This is a genomic window from Hufsiella ginkgonis (assembly GCF_009834915.1).
Taxonomy (GTDB): domain Bacteria; phylum Bacteroidota; class Bacteroidia; order Sphingobacteriales; family Sphingobacteriaceae; genus Hufsiella; species Hufsiella ginkgonis.
The window spans coordinates 1,019,547-1,043,634 of sequence record NZ_WVHS01000001.1 but is presented as its reverse complement, the minus strand read 5'-3'; the positions used below and the strand labels follow the sequence as shown (position 1 = coordinate 1,043,634).

Below are 24,088 nucleotides of genomic sequence, written 5' to 3'. Positions count from 1 at the left end.
CCTTAATGGTTTAATATTGCGGAGATGCGTTCTCACGCCGGGTCAGCTTACTCCGCCTGCTTTCGGCATATTCGGAGGGCAGTACGTTAAACCTCGCTTTAAATGATTGGGCAAAGTAGCTTGGCGTACCAAACCCTACGGCGTAGCCAACTTCAGAAATACGCATATCCGTTTTTTCAAGCAATTTGGCTGCTGTCTCTAATTTTGCCGACCGGATAAATTCGATCGGCGTCTCCCCGGTGATCTCCACGATGCGGTGATAAAGCGTTCCGCGGCTAACGCCCACATGTTTACTGAGGTCTTCAACAGACAGTTTTGGGTCGCTCAGGTTCGCATCGATGTACTGGATCACTTTGTTGATCAGCTTTTCATTTTCAGATCTCACTTCCACTTCCGGCGCTAACACCTTCACCCGGCGAGAATAAGTTTTCTTCAGGCTTTGATTAAGCACGAACAGGTTCCTGATCTTGAGGGCGAGGATCTCGAAGTTGAACGGCTTGGTGAGGTAATCGGCGGCGCCCGTTTTAAGGCCTCTTAGCTGATCGGCCTCGGCTGCCAGCGCCGTTAACAGGATCACCGGGATCTGGCAGGTCCGTTTGTCGGTTTTGATCTTGCGGCACAAGGCAATACCATCCATATAGGGCATGCTTACGTCGCTTACCACCACCTGGGGATGGCAGGCGAGCACTTTCTGCCATCCCTCTTTGCCGTTAGCCGCTTCCACGATGGTATAGCTGCTTTTTAGGTTCTCTTTCAGGTAAAACCGGAAATCCTCGTGGTCTTCAACCAGCAGCACCGTCAATTTTTCGGTGCCGATGGCCAAGTGGGCGAGATCCTGTTCATAATCCGACACTTCGGGGCCGATTTCATCCTGGGCTGGTACTGCTGCGATCTCTGCAGCCGGTTCAATGGGCCTGAGCGGCAGGATGGCCGAAAACACGGAGCCCCTGCCGGGCACACTCTCCAGGTGCAGCGACCCCCCATGCATTTCAACAAACTCCCTGGTGATGGAAAGACCGATACCGCTGCCCTGGTTAAGGATCGCATTGGGGGTATTGGCCTGGAAAAAACGTTCGAATATCTTGTCCTGCTCCTCGGGCGAGATACCTACCCCGGTGTCCGAAACGCTCAGCCTGACGCCTGACATCGACCGGTCGCTGTCGATTTCCAGGCGCACTTCGCCATTAGGCAAGGTGAATTTAAAGGCATTCGATAGCAGGTTAAACAGGATCCTTTCCAGCTTATCCCTGTCGAAATGCGCCGGGTAGCTTGAGAGCGACGTGCGAAACGTGAAATGGATCTGCCGCCGTTCCGAAAGGTCCTTAAACGACTCGGCCACATCGCGCGCAAACGATACGATATCCCCTTCGGATAAGTTCAGTTTGAGCTCGTGTTCTTCCAGCTTCCTGAAGTCGAGCAATTGATTCACCAGGTTGAGCAGGCGCCGGGCATTACGTTTAACGAGGTTCAGCTGCCCGGCCTTTTCGATATTTGATTCCTGGCTCAGCAAACGCTCTACGGGACCGACGATCAGCGAAACCGGCGTGCGGAACTCATGGCTCAGGTTGGTAAGGAATTTAATGCGAAGCGTATCAAACTCGTGGAGCTGTTCCGCCTCGCGGCGTTCCTGGTCCATCAGTTGTTTCACCTGGAGGCGCTCTTGCTCCAATGCGAATTTTGCCTTTAACTTTTTGATGCCGCGATAGCGTATCCCCCATAAAAGAAGCAATATCGCCGATCCGTAGGCGATAAAGGCATAAATGGTCAGCCAGAACGGCGGATCAACGTGGATCCTGATGGATGCCACCGGGGTCGTCCAGTTCCCGGCGGCGCTGCTGGCTCGTACAAGAAAGGTGTACTCGCCCGGGTACAGGTTGGTATACACCGCTGTTTTGGATTTACCCACGTTGTTCCAGTCTTTGTCAAAACCTTCCAGCTTGTAGGAATAGCTGTTTTCCTGCGGAGCGGTGAAGTTGAGTGCGGCATAGCTGAGTGAAAAATTCTGTTTATAGTCGACGTGGATCTCGGAGGCAACCGAAATATCTTCCGTAACCGGGGAATTTTCGTCTGCCGTTACCTTTTTGTTAGCTATGCGGAGATCGGTAAATACAACCGATGGAACATTCCGGTTAAAATTCAGTTTTTCGGGGCTAAAGAAGTTAAACCCGTCCAGGCCTCCGAAGAACAATTCGCCGTTGCTCGTTTTCAGCCCGGCTCCCTGGATAAAAGTGCTGCGCTGCAGGCCGTTGTAATGGGAATAGTTGGTAAACTTGCGGCTGCGGAGGTCGAAACTGCTGATCCCTTTATTGGTGCTGACCCACAGCTTGCCGTTATTATCTTCCAGGATTTTGTGGATCACACCGTTGGCGAGACCGCTACGCTCGGAGTAAGTGGTGAACCGTTGGCGCACCGGGTCGAAAAGACAGAGGCCGCCCCCTGCCGTACCTACCCAGAGTTGTCCGTTCCGTGCCGAGTGGATGGTGAGCACCTGGTCTATAGGCAGCCCGTTATTAAACCGGTTATAAACTTTCACCGTATTTCGCCAGGGATTGTACACGGCTACTCCCGTTCCGTACGAGCCGATCCAGATATTACCGGCTTCGTCCTCCTCGATGGTGCGAATAAAGCCGTTAAAAGGAATGCTGTCCCGTCCATACTTTTGCGTGGTCGACCTGAACTTGCGGAAGGCATCGCTGCCGGGATCGTATACCATCACCCCATCGCCGTTGGTGCCGAGCCATACGTTTCCCCGGCTATCCTTTCGAACGGCGAAAATATCGTTTCCTGCCAGGTCGTGCGGCCCTTTGCCTTTCACATAGTGCCGGACGGTGCCGGAAGAGATCTGCAGCCGGTATAGCCCCTCGAGATAAGTGCCAATCCAGAGCTCGTCGCGGGTGCGTTCCATCGTCAGTATGGACAAACCGGTGTTTCCCCCGCGGTCGCGCAGCCCGATATGATCAAACAAGCCTGTTTTTCGGTGAAACAGGTTTAAGCCGCCGCCATCAGTGCCTACATAGATCTCCTCGTCGTTCTTTTCAGAAAAGGAGGTAACCACCGGCGCATTGAGGCCGATGGGATCGAAGGGATTGCTTTGCCGAAGGTTGAAGAACGTCAGGTTTTTATCGTATTTACTCACGCCCCCGAGGTATGTGCCTACCCAATACAGACCCAGGCCGTCGATAAACACGCTTCGTACCGATTTGGCGCCCAGGCTATAGCGGTTCCGGCTGTCTTTAGTGATCCGCAGCGCCTGCCCGTTAGCCAGGTCGAGAATGTTAAGGCCCTCTTCGGTACCTACCCATAATTTTCCTTCCTCGGCCGCAATGGCGAATATCCTGTCGCTGCTAAGCGAACGCGGATCGGCGGGGTCGTGCCGGTAGTTCAAGAATCCGCCGCCATCGGTACGCAGCATGCTCAGCCCGCGTTGGGTACCGAACCAGGTATTACCTTTTTTATCTTCGGCAATGGCTTTGATCACGTTGTCGGATATGGTTGCGGGATCTCCTTCTTTATGCAGGAAGGGGCGAAAGGTACTGGTGCGTTCGTCGAATTGATGCAGGCCGGCATTGCTTCCTACCCACAGGCGGTCCTTGCTGTCGTAAAATACGCAGGTAATGGTTTTAGAAAGGAGGCTTCCCGTCTTGCCCGGCTGCGGCGAGTAGTTTTTTATGCGGCCGGTTTTAGGATCCAGTACGCTTAACCCATTATAGCCTGCAAGCCAGACTTTCCCGTACTTGTCTGTACAAATAGACCGCGCGGTGGTGTTGCTGCTGCTTTTATAGTTGATGAACGAATCCTTTTTTCGATCGTAAAGGGAAACGAACCCTTCGCTGGTGCCTATCCATAAATTTCCTTCCCGGTCTTCGTGAAGCGCCACTACCCCGCTGGCGGCAATGCTCGACCGGTTTTCGGGGTCATGGCGGTACACAGCCAGGTTTGTGCCGTCGAACTTATTTAACCCATCGTCTGTACCAAACCACATGTATCCGTAACGGTCTTTGAGGATCGCATTTACGGTATTGGACGAGAGGCCGTCGCGGTCGCTGAGCGTGGTAAAGTTCAGGTCGTTTTGTGCATGTGCATACGCGCAAAAAAACACGAACAGGATAACGGAAAGCGTTTTAAATAGGGGACCGGCAAAATTTCGCACACGCGGGAAGCGTTCCATGGGCAGCAGGTAAGTGGTTAGCAGGAGCTAATATAACCGAAGCTACGCTTTTATTTCTACGTGATTTGTGCAGAAGAGTAACGAGAATGTTTACGGAGGAAGGAAAACGGGATTGTTAGCTTGCCGATCGCCGGAACCTCTGTAGCCCTACGTGTTAATAGCGCGCTATTAACACGTAGGGCCGCAAAGATTTTAAACCTAATTTTCTCCGTTGCCCTGCAGTGCCTGCAGGAAGCCGGAGAAGGCTGGTTTTTTCTGGAAGTTCTTATCAAAAAGCAGCGGGTAATCCAGTTTGTTGGCTGTTACGTTGGTGGTGGTATTTATCCAGCTGGTGGTATCATCTACGCCCCATAGGGTGATGCCTCCGCGTTGCGCTTCCGGTACATATTTGATGTACGTGGCCACTACGAATTTGTACATGGCTGCCTGCAGCTGCAGGTCGTAGGCGGTGGGTACGTAGCCGGCGGTGGGATTGGTGCCGCCCGGGTTAATACGGATATCCAGTTCCGAGATGCGCACTTTCAGCCCGGTCGATGCCAGTTTCTGCATCATGCTGATAATGCCGGCGTAGGAATCGGTAAGCATCATGTGCATTTGCGTCCCCACACCGGTAATGCCCGTGTTAGCTGCCTTAAGCTCCTTGGCAAGTGTCACAAAATTGTCGCATTTGGTGGTGTTGCTTTCGAGGTTATAATCGTTCATATACAGGTCGGCAGTGGCATTAGCGGCACGTGCGTATTGAAATGCTTTGGCTGCGTAACCGCGACCCAGGTAGTGCTGCCACACAAAGATGTCGCTGCGTGTGCCCGCCGGGGTATTGGTGTTATCGCGAAGCGCCCCTCCATCGCTGAACGGCTCGTTGATCACGTCCCAGGCTTTGATTTTCCCGGAATAACGGGTCACCACCGCTTGGATGTAATTCTTCATCGCGTCGTCTACCAGCTGCATTTGCTGTGCGCCCGAAGGAGGCGGAACAACGCTGTTATCCACAATGGTAATGTCGTCTATAAAATAGGTATTCGCCTTGGCGCCGGCATCGATCAGGATACGTGTTTGCGCATCCTTAGCGGTAAATGTAAACTCTTTCAACTCATAGGCTGTTGTTACGTTCTGGTTGGCCTGTGGATATTGGGCGTTACCGCCGGAGGTGTTCGCGGTCGAAAACCGCACGGTTGCACTCATCGGGGCGGTCGCTTTTATCCAATAAGAAACCTTGTACACCTTATCAACCGTGGTATTGAAGAGCGGGCTGGCAAGCTGCACGCGCCACTCGCCACCGGAGTTGTCCTGCGCAGTTACGATCTTAAGTGCACCCGTGCCCGTACGCACGTCTCCTCCCGCCGCGGCGGTAAACGAGCTGCCCGCTGTTGCGTTGAACTGGGCCCAGCCATTAAAAGGAACGGCTGCGGTAGACGAAGTCTCGAAATCGCCATTGGTGAGCACGTTCGATGCGCCGCCCACTGGCCCGCCGCCGCCGATAAGGGCATTGTACCAGGTGGCCCGCTGTTGCGAATGCCATACAAGCGTGTGCCCGAATACCTCGATCCCCGCCGCATTCGCCGTGTTGTACATGGCATCTGCAGCGGTGAAGTTGAGCGTTCCATCGGCTTGCACCACGGAACCGTTCTTTAACTCGTTACCAAAAGTAATGGCATTCCCGTGCTGTTTCACTATGTCCCAGGATTTGGCGTTTGCCATATCCGAAGCCACTACGGCGAAGCCTACCGGGAAGGATTTAATTCCCTTCAGGGACCCGTCGGTATTGGCGAAGTTCCCGTTATTTTTCATGCCGCCGTCCAGGTCATCGACCTTACACGACGATGCGGCCATGAGTGCGGCAATGAATATGCCTGTAAATATCGCGTTCGATTTCATAATCAATTTTGTCTTTTAGTAGTTAATAGCCCGGGTTCTGCGGGAATTCGTTCCTGTTGGTTAAAAGGTCCAGCTGCGAGCCGGTAGGAATGGGCCGCAATACATGGAAAGCCTGGATGTTTGGCCCGCCCTGGGAGTTATACAGCTTTACGCGATCCACCAGCGTCCCGGTACGCGCCAGGTCGTACCAGCGGGTCATTTCGCCGTACATTTCCCGGGTGCGTTCACGCAGGATAAAATCGAGGGTGATGTTTGCGCTGGTTACCTGCATCCCGGCAACGGCTCCTGCCGCCTGGCCCGACGTGCGGAACGCGGCCCTGGTACGCAATACGTTCACCATATTGGCTGCGTTGGCGAGGTTGTTCAGCTTGAAGGCGGCTTCGGCGGCAGTAAGGTAAACTTCTCCAAGGCGCATCAGGATCACCGGGCGGTCTGAAGGGTCGTTAAAATGCGGGCGCGTAGCATCGGCCCATTTTTTCATGGTCGGGAACCACTCCGCATCGTACTGCGACGGCGCGATGATCACCCCTTTAAAAGCCTCACGCTCGGCAACCGTAACCTCTCTGCCAGGCATCAATATCGCTGCATCTACACCGGGGGTGAGCGTAACGGTATTGCCGCCGCGCCTGGTGGTTAACGGGGAGCTTAAGGTTGTTTGCACCGTATTGCTTTGCGTAGAGGGGGTGTTGCAAATCCATTCCTTCTGGAAGGTATTGTCATAGCGCGAATCGAACGCCGTATTCGCGGCGGCGGCGGTGCCGGTATTGTTAAAGGCATCGTACGTATAGGGGGTGGGACGGAAGCGGCGGTAAGGACGTCCGTTCACTACATCGCGCACCATGATCTGTTTAGAGTCGGCCGGCGCCCCGGTAATTCCCTCATTTACGTTGCGGTTGAGGGTGTAAAAACATACCCAGAAGCGGTTTAGTCCATTATCCTTATTTTCGACCGCTGCGGTAGTTGCATTGTAGCCGCTTTCGGAGAATAACGGGTCGGTATTGCGGTCGGAAACGAACAGCACTTCTTTCCCATATTCATTGCCTTCTTTAAAGATATCGCCGTAGTTGGCCTCCAGGTCCACGCCGTAGGATGCTTTATTCGTGATCAGGTTATTGGCGGTATTATAGGCGTTCGTAAAATCGGCCGTGCCATCACCTTCCCGCGCTGCGGCATTCCACCCTTTTGTGAGGTATACCTTGGCAAGAAGAGCGAGCGCCGCCGCCTGGTACGCATGACCCTTGGTGGCATTGACAGCCGTTAACTTCGGCAACTCGTTCGACGCTTCGGTTAGGTCTTTGATAATAGCTGCATACACATCTTTTTGCGGAGCCCGTGTCGCCGTAGTGTTCGGCGTGGAATTGAAGCTGGTTTGCAGGGGAACGTCGCCGAAGTTCTGTACCAGCAGGAAGTAAAAGAATCCGCGCAGGAACTTCGCTTCCGCCAGCAAGGCCACTTTTTCGGTGGCGGAAAGTGACGTATTGGGGCCGAATTCGAGGATCCCGTTCAGGTTGTTGATCGCGTTGTACCCGTTGTTCCAGATCCCGCCGATGGTACCGTTCTGTGAATTTAATCCCTGGTAGGTATGAAAGACCTGGTCGCCATCGCCTCCGCGGATGACTTCGTCGGTACCCGCCACGGCCGAGGTGGTAAAGCCTTCGCTTCCCCAGAAGTAGCGCATGATCGAGTAGCTGGCGGCGATACCGCTCCGTAAACCGTCGGGGGTTTGAAAAAACTCGGGACCAAGATTGGACCGGTATTCGGATTCGAGCATTTTTTTGCACGACACGGGCACGATCAGCATGAGGAGGCTTGCCCCGCAGATCAGTATATTTCTAAATTTCTTCATTGTGTTTTCTATGTAATGTTAAAACCTCACGTTCACTCCAAATAAGAACTGGCGGGTGCTGGGCACATCCAGGCCAACGGTGATCGCCCTGGCATTTACCGCCTGTGTGTCTACCGTTCCGCCGGTACCTGTTCCCTCGGGGTCGATGCCGTAACCGGAGCGTACGAACGGGGAATAAATAATAAATGGGTTCACGGCACTGGCGTATACGCGGATGGCGCTTGCACCGATCTTGCTGATCCATTTGGCAGGCACGCTGTAACCCAGGTTGATACTGCGCATTTTGATGAACGAACCGTCGAAATAGGTAAGGGTGCTCGAGTACGGAATGTTGGTCGCACCGCCGGCCGGGCGCGGGAAATCATTGGTAGGGTTGGTCGGAGTCCAGTAATCTACCTTCGGCATATTTACACGCCCGTTCAGGATGGCGAAATAACCGGTGCCGCTTCCGTTGGTCGACAAATACGGCACCGCGATCTTGTTACCGAGGCGTGCGGCCGCTACTGCGCTAAGATCAAATCCTTTGAAGGAGATACCTTGCGCCATCCCCATCACAATATCCGGCTGGAAGGTACCGATAATGCTGCGATCGGCATCGGTGATCGCCCCATCCGGTATCCCGGCCGGTCCGCTGATATCCGCCAGCTTGATCTGCCCGGGGATAGCGCCGAACCTGGCGGCTTCTACCGCTTCGGAGGTTTGCCAGATGCCCAGCTTGGTGTAGTCATAGATCACGTCGATCGGCTGCCCTACGAACCAACCGTTACCGATATCGCGCACGGTGGTCTCGTCTGCGAGCCGCTCGATCTTGCTCCGGTTAATTCCGAAGTTAAAATCGGTGGTCCACTTAAACGTCGATTTTTTGTTGTCGATGTTTACCGAGCTGATGCTGAACTCGACACCTTTCCCGCTGGTAGCGGCAGCGTTGGTATAGTAGCTGTTCACGCCATTGCTTCGCGGAAGCTGTTTGGAGATGATCAGGTCCTCGGTGTCCATTTTATACACCTCGATGCTTCCGGAAATGCGGTTGGCGAGGAACCCGTAATCGAGCGCCAGGTTGTATTGTTTGGTGCTTTCCCAGCGAAGATTGAGGTTAGGGAGACTGGTGATGTAGTAGCCCGAAACGTTCTGCGAGCCATAAGTATACCGGTTGGTAGACAGCGAACCGCGGGTGGCATCGTTCGGAATGCCGGGATTACCGGTAACACCATAAGTGGCTCTCAGCTTCAGGTTACTGACGGCGGTAACGTTGTCCATGAACGACTCGTTAGAAATATTCCAGCCCAGGGCGAAGGCGGGATAGTTAAGGTAGGGGTTAACCGGGAAAACGCTGGACCCGTCGCGGCGGAAAGTGACGGTGGCCATGTAGCGGTCCTTATAGATGTAATTGAGGCGTCCCATAAACGACTGCAGCCCGGTGCGGTAAAACCCCGTACTGCCCCCGTCCTGCGCGATGGCAGGTGTGGCCGCCAACCCGAAGTTGTAATATTGGATCTCCGAGCTTGGGAACCCCGAGGCATTGTTGAACGCATTGGTAAAACCACGGTCGCGCTGGAAACTGTATAAGCCGGTGACCGAGATGCGGTGGTCCTCCCATAGCGTGCGGTCGTAGGTCAGGATGTTTTCTACCGTGGCCGTCCATGCCTCACCGTTTGATAACGATGACGTTCCACCCGAAGCCTGCGCTACGTTTGGACGGATAATGGTGTTAGGGCCGAACCAGGTGCCGCGGTTTTCCTGGCGAAAATCCAGGCCTACATTAACCCGGTATTTAAGTCCTTGCACGATAGCTACCTCGCCGTAAACCTGGTTAAACGTGCGGATCCTCCGGTTGCGGTCTACGATATTATCTGTATCGTTAAGCGTAAGCGGGTGCAGGGTTTCGGTTTCGTCGACCGTTCCAAGCTGCGGCTTCAGGAACATACTTCCGTCTGCGTTAAACGCGGGAGCGAGCGGCGTGATCCTCAGCGTGGCATAAAGCGGGTTTACGCCCTGCCCGTTATTGTAGCTCAGGATATTGCGGGTCGTTAATCCAACTTTCACGTGTTTGTTGATGGTAGCGTCGATGCTGCTGTTCAGGGAATACCGCTCGAAGCCGAGTCCCTTAATCACGCCCTTGTCATTGTAATAGCCGCCTGAGAGTGCGTAGTTAACGCCTTCCGAGCCGCCGCTCACGCCGATATTGTGTTCCATCACGGTACCGGTGCGATACAGGTAATCCTGCCAGTTGGTAGAGGTGCCGTTGGCTATGCCGGCCAGCTCGGTTGGTGAATACCCGGCTGTATAAGCAGGGGACGCCGCGCTGCGGAAAGCGACAAATTCCGGTCCGTTGAAAAGCCGGTACTGGGCAATCACGTTTGATGGGCCGGTATATGCATTATAGTTAAGCTGCGGTTTGCCTTTTCGCCCGCGGTTGGTGGTGATCAAGATCACCCCGTTGGCGCCCCTGAAGCCGTAAATGGCTGTAGAAGAGGCGTCTTTCAATACATCGATGCTGGCGATATCGTTTGGATTGATATCGTTAATACTTCCGCTGAACGGGATCCCGTCCAGCACGATGAACGGGTCATTCGTGTTACTCAGCGAACGGGTTCCGCGTATGCGGATCTGTCCGCCCGCTCCCGGGCGGCTGCTGTTACGGGCGATGTCTACGCCCGGCAGGCGCCCCTGGAGTGCGGCCACCGCATTTGGCGCGGGGACCGATCGCAGGTCATCGCCTTTGATCGAAGCGACCGAACCGGTTACGTCAGACCGGCGCTGCGTGCCGTAGCCCACAACCACTACTTCCTGGAGCGTGGACGCCTGCTCGGCAAGCGTCACCGTCAGGTTTTGGCCGATACGTACCTGCTGGGTTTGATAGCCGATGAAGGAGACGGTAATCGTAGAGTCGCCGGCAGGTGTATTGAGGCTGAAATTTCCATTAGGATCGCTAAGGGTGGCGCTTCCGCTAGGCACTCCTTTAACGGAGGCGCCGGGAACAGGTTTTCCCTGGCTATCCACCACTTTGCCTCTTGCAATCGATTGCGCATACAGCGACGCGGCAAAAGAAAGTGTGAGCAACAGGGTGACGATAGCCGTCCTGAAAAAAATGGGTCGGGTTTGTTTCATACTGCTTGGTTTAGTTGGTAATTGGTCATCATGGTTACGCAGTCCGGTAAAGGTCATAGGAAGACCGCCGCCGGGTGCTACAGTTAATTGGTTAGCGATTGTAAAAGTGGTAATGATTAGCGAGCGCCGGTATCAAAATTGTGCAAATCTCTATCGGTCATGTTTATAAGAATTGCATGAAATGTTCAGGGACGGGCGCGCGCGTTCACCACCCGGTTTACGGGTAAATACGATTTTTCATGAAATTACGCTCGCGGAGATTTTTTAGACCAAAGTTTGACGCGACGGAAGTCCGGGACCTATTTACCCGGTTGATAGAGCTTTCCTTCCGTCATCCCCGGCCAATCATCGGTACGGAATGGTGATGCCGGAAGCCCCTCGCGGTTAACCAGGTTGCATCCGCCGGGGTTATCGGCCCAGGCATATCGTACAGATACGGGTTGTTTCACATCGGGCGACCATACGATCACTTTTTTACCTTTGATTTTGGCGCTGGCCCATACAAATTTCCGGTCGGCCCCGGCAATGGCGAAGTTCGTGGGCGCTTTGCCGTCGGTCGTTGTCAACCCCCCGCCCTGGCCGAAGGCAAGCTCGATACGTTCTCCCCGGATATTCATCTTTTGAAATTCCGGCCCGGCAGTAACAGTTCCAGGTTGGTGGTAGGCGATCTTTTGCGCCGCCAGCGCCATTCGATAGCCAACGTCTTTTTTGTTCACCGGGTGGATATCGTCGGCCTCGCCGATGTCGATCGCTACAGACAGCGCCATATCAGGCAGCGATGCGACCGTTTTCGCCTGTGCCTCCCGAAGTTCTGCCCACTCGCTGTCTGCCGGGTTATCCCTGGGGGATTTAAAGTTCGGCAATTGCTGGATGACTACCGGGAAATCGCCCTGCCCCCAGGCTGTACGCCAGTCTGTAACCAACGCAGGCAGCAGTTGCCGGTATTCCGCTGCGCGGGATGCATTGTACTCGCCCTGGTACCATAGCATTCCTTTAATGCCGTAGGGTACCAGGGGTGCGATCATGGCGTTGTATAACGCTGAAGGGAGGTTGTTAGGGCCGTAATTTCCCGGGCGAACGTTTTTCGTTACAAAGCCGTCCTTGTATTTCCATTCATCGTTTAGTAACAGGAGATTGCCGCCGATTTCGATCGATAAGGATTTGCCCGGGAAAAAGCCGCCCGTGCCGTTATAGTTGAGCACGCGGACGGTCAGGCTATTTATTCCGGGTTTGATCAGCGCGGCCGGTACTACATAATTTCTCACCGCATCGCGATTGGTGCTCTCGCCCACCTTTGTTCCGTTAAACCAGGTAATGTCCGCATCGTCGATCTGGCCGAGGAAGAGTTTGGCGTCGCCGGTAAAACCTGCTGGAATATTGATTTCATTTTGGAAATAGACCACACCATAATTTCCTTCAAAATCCGACGGTTTCCAGAAACCCGGATGCGGCATGGACTTTCCGGGCGAGCTATCACTGCCCTTATCCTTTTCGCGGACGAGCTTGTCCCACTCATCGATAGCCGTTTTGGAGGCTTCGATCTTTCGGCGCAAAGCGATCGTATCTTTGAGAAAGGCCAGGTCATTGGCAAACTGCGGCAATTTCCGGAGCCCCTGTTCGCTGGTCCACGCCTCTGCCACGGTGCCGCCAACGCTCGAATTGATCAGTCCGATAGGCACATGGTATTTTTGATACAATTTAGTAGCGAAAAAGTAGGCTGCGGCAGAAAAAGCGGCCAGGTTTGCGGGGCCTGCTTCTTTCCAGCCGGCGCTTTTAAAGTTTTGCTGCGGAAACGAGCTGTAGGTACGATTGACCAGGATTTGCCGGACCTGGCTATTTGCCGAGGCGGCGATATCGTCGGCATACAAGGCTTTCACCCTGCTGTTATTGAAATCGAGCACCATGTTCGACTGCCCGGAACACAACCATACATCGCCGACAAGCACATTGTTGATCACCACCTCTTCCTGCCGGGTCCTGATCACCATTTCGAAAGGACCGCCCGCTTTCGAGGTTTGCAAACGGGTGACCCACTTGCCATTGGCCGCCGCAATGGTTTTATACGCGCGGCCTCTAAACGAAATAGAAACGGTATCGCCGGGTTCGGCCCAACCCCACACCGGTGCTGGAAGTTCCCGTTGCAGTACCATATTGTTGCCTACCAACGCCGGTAAGCGAATTTTTGCGGCGACGCTTACGGGGATGAAACCGGTAGCTACGGCAAACAATATCGTGCGTAAGCACAGCGAACGAAAAGAAAGAGAGTGCATGATCATCGTTAGTTAATTCCATTGTACCCGCACTTCACGCCCGTCGGGTAGTGCGTCTATCAGTAAACAGCCATTATTGTAACTTGCGGGGATTGACTTTCGGCCTTGCTTTGCGCTTACGCGCCGAACCGTTCCCTTTACCGGGAGAACAACGGTAAGAGGTACGTGTAAAAAAGTGCCCGGGGCCTTTTGAGTGAGCCTGATCATTGCCGTGTTGCCTTTAATGACTGCATTTAGTACCGTTGCTTCGCGCGCCAGCCGGTATTGTGCCAGGGCGCCGAAAGTGGTCACCCAGATATCGCGCTCATGCTGTTTTACGTACTGCAGGTGGTCTGATAGCACACCGGGATTTTCCAGGGCATCGAATCCAAACGAAATGGCGTGGATCATGGCCGTTCCCCAGGTCCTTTTCCGGATCAGCCCGTCTATCCATGCGTTTCCGGCTGCCGCGGTAAACCGGGTACCCACTCCGAATTGTGTCTCCCGTGCGGCAACATGGTCTTTTAGCACGGCAGCTTGTGTGCGGGCATCAAAGGCGTTCCAGGGGTAAGCAAACGAAATGGGCTTCACCCCGGTCATCTTTAAAATGGCACTGTCTGCTTTGACGATCTCCGCAAGGAGCTCCGCATCGGTTGCCTGGACCAGGCTTTTAGCGTGGGACCAGCTATGGTTTCCGATCTCCATCCCTTCATCAGCCATTTCTTTTAGCTGCGGTTCGGTAATGCGGCTGCCGGCGTACTTGTTTTGCGCCGCATTTACCGGTTCCCGCGGTACCACCTGGGAGGGGATAATGAAGAAGGTAGCTTTAAACCCGTTCTTCTTCAGCATCGGGCGGGCCAGTTCGTACTGGTCTTTTATGCCGTCGTCGAAAGTATAACTGATCGCCGCCTTACGATCGTCTTTAAACCGGGCGATATAAGCAGCCGTGCTGTCAGAACTTTCCTGCCCCCAGGCAGGGAAGCATGCCGCCATGAAGAAGAAACCGGGCAGGAAAAAAAAGCGTGCGTTCATTCTGTTTGTCTTCCCGCGGATTATTTTTGTGAAAATAAGTGTGCGGCAATAACAAACGATTAATTTTAGCTTAATGAGGGCGGATCTTAAAAAATCGTCCGTCACTTCGCCAGCGCGAGCACTTCGCCGCTGGTAAGCGCCCGGTTATAAACCCTCAGATCGTCGAATGCTCCCTTATAGTTCCAGGTGTCGCCCATGATCAGGTCGTTCCTGCAGCCAACAACGCGGTTGCCATTCCATGATAAAGGGGGCTGGATAGCCGGAAACTCCCAACCGTAAAAGTTATCCATATAGATGCCCATCCGGTTATCTCTTAAAACGTAAGCTATAAAGTGCCACTTGTCATCAGCAATAACCGGGGGGTGCGTGTTCCATGATCCGCGTAAGCCGATCCCCAGTTTGCCGTTGCCCACGTTCCCTCCATTTAAGGCAGACAGGTACCCGGCCGCAAGGGGCGCATTGCTAACATTATCGCCAAAAGATACAAGGCCGGCCGAATTATCAATGGTCTTTACCCAAAAGCACACGGTAAAATCGCCGGTAATATTTAACGAAGAGCTGCTGCCTGACGGGAAGCTCACGTAATCGTCGACCCCATCCAGTATAACCGCACCGGTAGATAACCCGTTGCGGTCCGGCGCATAAGCTGTTCCGTTTCTTAAAACGGCATGATTCGTTTTTCCCGACAGGTCGTTGCTGTTATTATCGAACGGCCACCAACCCACTAACCCGTCTGTGGAGGGCTGATCCGTTGTGGCTGACTCTTCACAACCGGAAACTGCCACGGCAATCGCTAATAGCAGCAAAAGGATTTTTCGCATAGTAATTGATTTGATAACGCGAATGATCTGGTTTAGACGTCAGCAAAAGGTGACGCTGCGTCAATTATAAATATAGATCAAAAAGTAGACAAATTAAAATCAATTACGCTGAAAGATTTCCGGGTACCTGAGCGCCGCCTTTAAGATGAAATTCACGGAATCCGTTACCCATATCTCCCCGTTGAGTACCATTTCCAATGCCCGCGGTGCCGGATAGGTTACTACCTCGATATCTTCCGTCGTGTCTAATCGCTGTACGCTGTTAAATTTTGCGTCGAATAACAGGTAGCCATAGGTCACCTGGTTGGTTTTCGTGGGGTTGTTGGCTAATTTTCCAAGCGGCACGAGGTCGGTTTCTGCCGCCCGGATGCCCGTTTCTTCTTCCAATTCATTTAAAGCCGAACGGACGAGCGTTTGCTGCCCCTGGCGCATTCCCCCGGGAAGCTCGAGCAATAGTTGCCCTAAACCATGCTTATATTGTTTAACCAATACCACCTCCTGATCTGCCGTGAGCGCAAGTACCATCACCACGTCGCCCAGGGGCGAAAGATAATAGTCGTCTAAAACCAATCCGTTAGGCAGTTGTACATGATGCCGTTCCAGCGGAAACCATTTACTTGGGGAAATGTCTTCTTTCGACAGCAATTTCCATTCTTTAGTATTCATATTCATTTAGCTGCGTTAAAAATACGGTAATCGTACATCAAGCTTTAACCTCCAGGCTTATTTAAACCGGCATTTTTGTGCTCCATTTACTTTTTTTGTAGCTTTTAAAACTTTTTATCCGGCGCCATGTTATTCCATTAACAACAACGTTCATTGACAGCCTGAAACCTCCACACCAGTATCCAAGTGAGCATTAGTGCCGACAATTGGTTACCGTGGATCGGTTAAAGTGAGTGATAAATTGCTTCCGGTTGCTTTTGATGGCGACAGGCACAACGAATGAACTCCCAGGCACCACCAGAGCACAGCACTACCTATGGGTAAAGCAGCGGCAGGAGGGAGACGCAGGTCCGCATCCGCGAGGAAAGGATACCGGTCGGTTAAGATGTTGTAGGTTGATTCTTTATCCCGCTATGGCGGTGAAGAACGGAAACGGGAGCTATTCGCATGAATGGGCTCCCGTTTTGCTTTGCGCCTACCGTTTGATTTTCGTAACTTCGAAGGATGGGATCAGGCAATACTCCCGGGGAACAATCACAGTTGTTCCTCCTCCTCCGACCTTCAGCTACCTCCTCCGAAGGAGGACAGGCATGCTTATTACTACCAGGTTGGGAATCTTATTTAGATTTTACCGTCATGGCGCCACGAATTCTGTCTCCCCCAGGCAAGGGGCGCCGAAGGCGGCGGACACTTCTGCCTAACTTTTAATCGTGATCCGAACGATGAACAGAACGGAAACCCTCGAAGACTTTTACCACCTTAAGCTTAACTGGCTGCCCGGGAACCTTGGAAAGGAAATGGGACATTTCAACGTGTTCAGGCTGGAGGATTTTGTGGCTACGTATGCGCAGTCTACTCCGTATAACCGCAAGGATTTTTTTAAGATCAGCCTTATTATTGGTAAGAACCGGGTGCATTATGCCGATAAAACCGTGGAGATCGATCAGCAGACATTGTTTTTCGGCAACCCGCAGATCCCCTATAACTGGGAGTATTGCGGGCCGGAACAATCAGGTTTCTTCTGCATCTTTACCGATACGTTCTTCAGTCACTTCGGTAACGTTAAAGAATACCCGGTGTTTAAGCCTGGCGGTAACCCGGTGCTGTTTTTACCCGATGAAGAACTCCTGCGCGTAAAGCAGATCTTCGAAAAGATCTTCGCGGAGATCGATTCTGATTACCTATATAAGTATGATGCTATCCGTGCATTGGTGCTCGAAATGATCCACCTGGCACAAAAGATGCAGCCGGCAACGGTTTTGTATTCCGACCAGAATGCCGCCACCCGGATCTCGTCGTTATTCACCGAACTGCTGGAGAGGCAGTTTCCCATCGAATCGCCCATCCAGCGCATCAAGCTGCGGTCGCCCGTCGATTTTGCCGGCCAGCTGTCGGTGCACGTAAATCACCTTAACCGGTCGCTGAAAGAAACTACGGGGAAAACTACTTCCCGGCTCATCGGCGAACGCCTCGTGCAAGAGGCGAAGGCGTTGCTGGTTCATACCGACTGGACGGTGGCACAGGTGGGTTACTGCCTGGGCTTTGAGGAGCCACCGCATTTCGTTAACTTTTTCAGGAAGTATACCCAGCTTACGCCGAAATCCTTCCGCCGCGAGGCGATGGTTTGATTTTTGCAATTATCGGTTTGCTTCTCGTAATATCATGCCAGCCCGCCGGGGTTACCTTTGTGCCATTCAATCACAAACACAAAGAAGATGATAAACACAAAAAAAGTATGGTTCGTAACCGGCGCCTCTAAGGGGCTGGGACTTGTCCTCGTTAAAAAACTATTAGAAAGGGGTTACCGGGTAGCGGCAACTTCCAGGAACGCCGCAGGCCTGGTGCAGGGTGCCGGCGAGGCCAGCAGCAACTTTCTTCCGCTGCAGGCAGACCTGCTGAATGAGCAAAGTGTAGCGGGTGCGATCGCCGCCACGATCGCCGCGTTCGGTACCATCGATGTGGTGGTGAACAATGCCGGGTATGGACAGTTGGGTACGCTGGAGGAGCTTAGTGACGGGGAGGCACGCAAAAATTTCGATGTCAACGTGTTCGGGTCGCTCAACGTGATCAGGCAGGTGATGCCGTATTTGAGGGAAAAGAAATCGGGTGCGGTTTTTAACATCTCGTCTATCGGGGGTTTTGCGGGTAACTTTCCCGGTTGGGGCATTTATTGCGCCACTAAGTTTGCCGTGATCGGCTTCACCGAAGCGCTGGCCGCCGAGGCAAAGGAGTTCGGCATTACAGCCACGGCGGTATACCCGGGTTACTTTCGCACTAATTTCCTGTCGCAGGGATCGCTTAGCCTGCCGGAGCATACCATAAAAGCCTACACCGCTGCCCGCGAGACAGAACTGATCCATGAGCAGCAGGTCCGGGGTAACCAGCCTGGCGACCCGGAGAAGGCAGCCGGCGTGCTGATGGCGGTGGCCGAAAGTGATACGCCTCCGTTACACCTGTTCCTGGGCCAGGACGCGTACGCTATGGCGAGGCTGAAGATCGCAACGATCGAGCGCGAGCTGAACGCGAACGAAGCATTGGCTACGGCTACCGCTTTTTAATTGTATTGATAGCACGGATCTTTTCAGTGATCCCCCGGAGATCCGGGCAAGTTCAAAAGCAGTCTGCTATTTCGCTTTGCGGTAGTAGTAGGCGATGCCGTCATAAGCGGGCGCATCTTCGTCCAGTACAAATGCGTCTTTGCCTATGGCGCGGATGCGGTGGTTTTCCTCCCCGGTTGGATTTTTTAACAGGATCTTTCCGCGGAGGGTATCGCCGGATAATTGCTCCTCCGGGATAGTCCACGTACCGGAATCCAGCAGCCGGTCATCCAGGTATTTCTTGTAGCGTTCGCCGGAGAACTCCAGGGCCAGCACCGGCATGGGGTGGGGCTGGATCCTGAATCCGCCCTTTTGATCGTACAGGTTCCAGCGGCCCTTCAGCATAGACCGGTAGGTTTGCTTCGAGCAGGTGAAGGCGGTAAGGCTCAGCGATAGCAGCAGGCAGGCGAATGTTTTTTTCACGGTAACGTTTAAAGAAATAAAGGCGGAAAAGCTGTGATTGTTTGCTTTTATAAGGCATCAGGCAACATGTATGAGTGCGTGTCAGGCTTTCCTGCATTACAGAATCAGCGTTTTATTACGTCAACTTCGTGATTGTAACTTATGGCGGTACGGTATCCCGCCAAACTACGGCATCACTTGTCAAACCGGCCTCAGAACTTAAATAACTGGTTCCTGCCTCCAACCTTCTCCCCGAAACTCCGGATGTTATAGGTGAACGTAAGCAGCCCGTACCGCCTGATCGTGCTTCCCTGCATGTCTTCCGTTAAGTTTTCGCGGACGACGCGCGAGGCCACGATGTTTTGGTCAAGGATATCGTTTACCGCCAGCTTCAATTGCCCGCGCCTGCCCTTCAGGAAGATATAGGTAACGGCGGCATTCCAGCGGTAATAGCTTTTCAGCAGGCCTGGTATGGCGTTGGAGTTGTAGCGGTAATCCATCGTGGTTTCCCATACAAAATTGCCGGCGCCGGGACGAAGGATAAGCTCGCTGCGCGAATCGTGGTAGGTTAACGACTGGCTGGAGAACTCAGCGCTCTCGTACCGGCTGTTATAGCGGGTGAAACTATAGGCTTCATTCAGTTCGAATTTATCGTTCAGGTTGAGGCGGAATTCGCCGGAAGGACGCAAATTGAGCACGGAGTAGTCGCTGCGTACGCTGTTGAGGAGCACGAGCGAGCGGTTGAAGCTTAAGCTGTTCGACACGATGAGCGAGAACTGCCGGTTTTCGCTAAACTTTTTATCCTTCTGGAACGAAAGGTTAGATCCCAGCGCCCAGGTGCCGCCGGCATTAATTGGGTAGGTAGTCTGCACTCCCGATTGGCTTACCGTGCGCGAAAGAATGGTTGCATTGTTATTGAACGTGGCGTTTACGTTCGCGTAATAAGTGGCCAATCGCTGCGTATCGTACTTCCGGAGGCCAAGCGTCAGGTAATCAGAAAGCATCGGTTTTAACGCTGGGTTGCCTTGCCGGACCAGTAACGGGTTGGTATTATTGGCCACCGGCTGCAGGTTCGCGGCGGCGGGTTCAGAAAAGCGGCGCTGGTAGCTTGCCGACAGGATCCCGCGGGCTATATCCAACTGCGGGAGCCAGTAAAAGAAACGCTGTGTGAGCACCGGCGAACTGCTGAAATGATTGTCGGCGGTCAGCAGCTGGAAGCCGATGCCGGGAGTGATCGTGAGCTTGTTAATGCTCCAGCGCACGGAAGCCCCCGGGTTGACGCGAACGCCTTTGCGCATGAAATCCTGTGAAAACGCGGGGAGCAGCACGGTATATTCTTCGCCCGGACCCGGCGTGTAGGTGCCGACATTATTGCGGTTGCTGAAATACGCGCCGCTGAAACTCGCATTGAACGTAATGGTTTTCGATAGCGGATCGGTGTACGTGGCCAATACCTGGTTGTTCAGGTTGTGTGCGTCCGTCCGGCGTAACTGGTTGAGCGTATAAGAGGTAACCGGCTCATAAAAGCGGTTATCGGCCAGGTTATACTGGTCGGTCCCGGAATCGTCAGCATTCATGAAATTGAAAGCGAATAAACGGCGACCTTTTTCTTTAAAGTCGACGTTCAGAATAGCCACGTGGCGGTATACATACCCGTCGTTATCGCTGCGCTGGTTATTGGTGCTTTCGCTTGCGAGTCCTTTTATGCTCGAAATAGAATTGGTAAAGCTTACCTGGCCGGTATTCTCGCCGTTCAGCAACAGCGACGGCCGGAACTCGAGCGTTACCCGCGGCGAAAACTGGTATTTTACTTTTGTCCCGATCATATGGCCATATACTTTCGAGCCTTGCGTCATGGTTCGGCGCGTGTTCAGCGAGGTATCGCTGTAGGTTTGCAAGGTGTTGCGCAGTTCATCGTAATCGGAATTGGTAACCCCATAGAAATAGTTAAGGCTAAAACTCAATTTTTTGCTGAGCATGGTATTAAAGTTGGCGCCGCCGCCGCCCGACCTGATTACGCCGGACCCGTACCCGCCAAACGGAACGCCATCGATGTTCAGCCCGCCGGCGCCGTTGCCGTTCGCGGTCCCCCAGCCGCTGCGTCCGAAGCCCCCGGCTGTACGCAGGTCGGCAAAGGCGAATCCGGCCTTGTTGAGGTTATTGCCGTACCCAAGCAGCGATACTTGCGTAGTATCCCTGAATATATTGAGCAAACCGCCGGCTTCCGCTTTGCCTCTCACGCCACCGCCGGCATAAAGTTTCCCGAACGCTCCTTTTTTAATTCCGGGCTTCAGCTTCAGGTTGATCACTTGCGGGATCTCTGCTTCCGGCAGGAAAGGATTCACCTTCAGGGCTTCCTGGTCATTGCTTACCTGCACCTTCTCGATGGTGTTTGCCGGGAGGTTGCGGGTAGCGATCTTCGGATCACCACCGAAGAAATCCTTCCCGTCTACATAGATGGTGGAAACCCGGCGCCCATTCACAACGATATTGCCGTCTTTATCCACGTTCACACCCGGGAGCTTCCGCAACAGGTCTTCCACCAGTGCATCGGGCAGCGTTTTAAACGAGGCGGCATTAAACTCGATGGTATCTTTCCGTACCATTACCGGGGGGCGCTCCGCACGGATCATCACCTCGTCGAGACTCAGCAATGAAGGGTTTAAGGCGATATTTCCCAAATTCAGCTGCGGTTGTTCAGCAGTGAGCTGGAACTCTTTGCGGTGAACGGCATAGCCGATGAACGTAACCACAAGCCTGAGCCGGGTTGCCACCGGGAGCGATGGAATGCGGAAACCGCCTTTATCGTCGCTCAGCCGGTAGGTAAGCAGCACCGTGTCCGCAGCGCGGAAAACACTTACACTGGCATACGTAACAGGCTTGCGGGTTGCGGAATCAATAATAGTGGCTGAAATTACACCTTTGGCATCTTGCGAAAAACCGCGTGTAGGGGTTAAGAAGGCGAAAATAGCAATGCAAAGCAGGAAGATAATGGTACGTCTCATACGAAGGATTAGGTAATTACAAGACGCGGGTTAAAATATTCTGTTGCACCATTTAACAGGGTATATCTCGCTAACGGCCTTAAATTCGAATATTTTCTTGCGGTTAATACTTTCCAAAATAGCATACCTACATTTTTTTTATGCAAGTTAAACCGAGGTGTTCTTATTTAGACTAATTCTTATTAACTTCGTGCGCTTCGTTTTGTGAAGCTTTTATAAAAAATTAATCGCATGAAAAAATTAATATTCGCTGTTTTAGCCTTAATTTCATTGCAAGCCGGGGCGCAGCAGAACAGGTTGTTAGAAAGCGCGTTCTGGCAAAGTTCGCCTGATGTTGCAGCCGTAAAAGCTGAAATCGATAAAGGGAGCAGCCCTTCCCAGCCGAACGGAAGCAGTTTCGACCCGGTAACACTGGCTATAAATGCTTCTGCGCCTAACGCCTCGATCATTTATTTGCTCGGCCAGCCCGGTAACCCCGTTGATAAATTAACGCACGACGGTCGTAATTACCTGCATTGGGCTACCAGCCGGGGCAATGTGGAAATTGTAGAATACCTGCTTAACAAAGGCGCAAAGATCGACGCACAGGACAGCCGCGGTACCACTCCGTTGTTTTTTGGCGCCGGATCTCAGCAAAACACGAAGGTTTATGAAGCTTATATTGCACATGGTGTCGACTTGAAAAAGCAGCTTAACAGCACGGGCGCCAACCTGCTGCTGGCGTCTATCGCTGCAGACAAGGACTTTGCCCTCACCAACTACTTCATTTCTAAGGGAATGAGCCTGAATAGTGTAGACGCAGAAGGAAACAACGCCTTCGGTTACGCTGCCCGTTCAGGTAACATAGAGCTGTTAAAGAAATTACTGGAGAAAGGGGTGAAACCTAATCCCAATGCCATTTTAATGGCTGCACAGGGCGGACGTTTAACTGCCAACGCCATAGAGCTGTTCCAGTATCTGGAGAGCCTGGGGATCAAAGCGAACGTGGTTAGCAAAACCGGCGAAAATGCGCTGCATGGACTTGTTCGTCGTCCGGGACAGGCAGAGCTGATCAAGTATTTCCTGTCAAAGGGTGCGGATGTTAACAAAGCAGACGAAGACGGCAACACCGTATTTATGAATGCGGCGGCGTCAAACCGCGACACTGCTACACTTGCCCTGCTGCTGCCTGCGGTTAAGAATATCAACCAGGCGAACCAGCTGGGCCTTACCGCGCTTACCATGGCGGTGCGCGGCAACTCTTCTGAAGTAGTGAATTTCCTGGTTAACAAGGGGGCGAAAGTGAATGTGCTCGATAAAAAAGGGAACAACCTGGCTTACTATGTGCTGGAAGCGCCTATGTCTGTGATGGGTGGCGGTGGTCCGCGTGGCGGAGGCGCCGGGGCTCAGGGCGGACCGGGCGCTGGCGGACGTGAAGGACAAGGTGGCGGCCCGGGTGCCGGTCAGGGCGGTGGTTCCGCAGTTGCGGCAAGCGGAATCGAATTTGATAATAAGCTAAACATCCTCAAACAGCAAGGCCTTAACGTTACCGCCCCGCAGGCCGACGGAAATACGCTGATACATTTAGCCGCAGCCAAAAACAGCCTCCCGCTGCTGAAACGCCTGGAGAGTCTCGGTATCGACGTAAATGCGAAAAACAGGGAAGGTCTTACCGCGCTGCACAAAGCGGCACTGGTTTCTAAAGACGATGTGATCTTAAAGTACCTGCTGTCTATCGGTGCGAAGAAAGATGCCGTCACCAATTTTAAAGAGACCGCGTTCGACCTCGCCAGCGAAAACGAAGTGCTCACAAAAAATAATGTATCTGTTAATTTCCTCAAATAATGATGCTATCTAAATTTTATTCAGCAGGCCTTTTAGCGCTGGCCCTGTTATTTGCCGCTCCTGCCGTTTCCCGGGCGCAAACCGCAAAATATAAGTGTATGGTGCAGATGACCAGCTACATGGGCGAAGAAGCTTATGTGGTGATCTCACTCATCAACCCCAAAGGAGGATATGAGAAAACGCTGTATGTGCTGGGTTCCGACAAAAAATGGTACAACACCCTGAAAGATTGGTTCGCCTTTTACAAGCAAAAACGTACCGATATCAGCGCCATTACCGGTGCTTCTGTAGCCGGCGGCGACCGCAGCGTAAATGTGATCGAGCTCGAAAACTCGAAGATTAACGCCGGGTATAAGATCCGGTTCGAAGCTGCGGTAGAAGATAAAAAGTACAATGTAAAGGATATCGAGATCCCTTTAACGACAGAGAGCCTCTCGGCAAAGACCGAAGGCGCGGGGGGATATATCCGGTACGTACGTTTTAGCCCTAATTAAC

The 24,088-nt window shown here is 52.9% G+C and carries 14 protein-coding genes; 4 read left to right on the top strand and 10 right to left on the bottom strand.

The window, feature by feature from the left end; genetic code table 11:
- Window positions 1-10: 10 nt before the first annotated feature.
- The 8 genes from GS398_RS04360 to GS398_RS04325 all read right to left on the bottom strand — a co-directional run bounded on the left by GS398_RS04360 (window position 11) and on the right by GS398_RS04325 (window position 15,765).
- A complete protein-coding gene (locus GS398_RS04360) occupies window positions 11-4,168 on the bottom strand; it encodes a hybrid sensor histidine kinase/response regulator transcription factor (protein WP_160905487.1) in 4,158 nt (1,385 codons plus the stop codon).
- 198 nt (window positions 4,169-4,366) lie between these two features.
- Window positions 4,367-6,043, bottom strand: coding sequence for an endo-1,4-beta-xylanase (locus GS398_RS04355; protein ID WP_160905486.1), 1,677 nt, complete (start codon window positions 6,041-6,043; stop codon window positions 4,367-4,369).
- A 22-nt stretch (window positions 6,044-6,065) separates the two neighbouring features.
- Window positions 6,066-7,889, bottom strand: a complete 1,824-nt coding sequence (locus GS398_RS04350) for a RagB/SusD family nutrient uptake outer membrane protein (RefSeq protein ID WP_160905485.1) — start codon at window positions 7,887-7,889, stop codon at window positions 6,066-6,068.
- A gap of 18 nt (window positions 7,890-7,907) precedes the next feature.
- A complete protein-coding gene (locus GS398_RS04345) occupies window positions 7,908-10,997 on the bottom strand; it encodes a SusC/RagA family TonB-linked outer membrane protein (RefSeq protein ID WP_160905484.1) in 3,090 nt (1,029 codons plus the stop codon).
- 299 nt (window positions 10,998-11,296) lie between these two features.
- A complete protein-coding gene (locus tag GS398_RS04340; RefSeq protein ID WP_160905483.1) occupies window positions 11,297-13,267 on the bottom strand; it encodes a sialate O-acetylesterase in 1,971 nt (656 codons plus the stop codon).
- Between the two features lie 12 nt (window positions 13,268-13,279).
- Window positions 13,280-14,278, bottom strand: coding sequence for a polysaccharide deacetylase family protein (locus GS398_RS04335; RefSeq protein WP_160905482.1), 999 nt, complete (start codon window positions 14,276-14,278; stop codon window positions 13,280-13,282).
- A 101-nt stretch (window positions 14,279-14,379) separates the two neighbouring features.
- Window positions 14,380-15,099, bottom strand: coding sequence for a LamG-like jellyroll fold domain-containing protein (locus GS398_RS04330; RefSeq protein WP_160905481.1), 720 nt, complete (start codon window positions 15,097-15,099; stop codon window positions 14,380-14,382).
- Window positions 15,100-15,198: 99 nt separating this feature from the next.
- On the bottom strand, window positions 15,199-15,765 hold the full coding sequence (locus GS398_RS04325; protein ID WP_237488081.1) for an NUDIX hydrolase: 567 nt from the start codon (window positions 15,763-15,765) through the stop codon (window positions 15,199-15,201).
- 722 nt (window positions 15,766-16,487) lie between these two features.
- Between GS398_RS04325 and GS398_RS04320 the strand changes: the two genes are divergently transcribed.
- Both GS398_RS04320 and GS398_RS04315 read left to right on the top strand, forming a co-directional pair.
- Window positions 16,488-17,393, top strand: a complete 906-nt coding sequence (locus tag GS398_RS04320; protein ID WP_160905479.1) for a helix-turn-helix domain-containing protein — start codon at window positions 16,488-16,490, stop codon at window positions 17,391-17,393.
- Window positions 17,394-17,480: 87 nt separating this feature from the next.
- Entirely contained in the window at window positions 17,481-18,323 is an 843-nt protein-coding gene (locus GS398_RS04315; protein ID WP_202405949.1) for an SDR family NAD(P)-dependent oxidoreductase, read from the top strand.
- A gap of 66 nt (window positions 18,324-18,389) precedes the next feature.
- Here the strand turns inward: GS398_RS04315 and GS398_RS04310 are convergent, their stop codons facing one another.
- A complete protein-coding gene (locus GS398_RS04310; RefSeq protein WP_160905478.1) occupies window positions 18,390-18,785 on the bottom strand; it encodes a hypothetical protein in 396 nt (131 codons plus the stop codon).
- 191 nt (window positions 18,786-18,976) lie between these two features.
- On the bottom strand, window positions 18,977-21,769 hold the full coding sequence (locus GS398_RS04305; protein ID WP_160905477.1) for an outer membrane beta-barrel protein: 2,793 nt from the start codon (window positions 21,767-21,769) through the stop codon (window positions 18,977-18,979).
- Window positions 21,770-22,000: 231 nt separating this feature from the next.
- Between GS398_RS04305 and GS398_RS04300 the strand changes: the two genes are divergently transcribed.
- Complete coding sequence (locus tag GS398_RS04300; protein ID WP_160905476.1) at window positions 22,001-23,593, top strand: ankyrin repeat domain-containing protein; 1,593 nt, start codon at window positions 22,001-22,003, stop codon at window positions 23,591-23,593.
- Entirely contained in the window at window positions 23,593-24,087 is a 495-nt protein-coding gene (locus tag GS398_RS04295) for a DUF2271 domain-containing protein (protein ID WP_237488080.1), read from the top strand. Before GS398_RS04300 ends, GS398_RS04295 begins: the two co-directional genes overlap by 1 nt.
- Window position 24,088 lies beyond the last annotated feature (1 nt).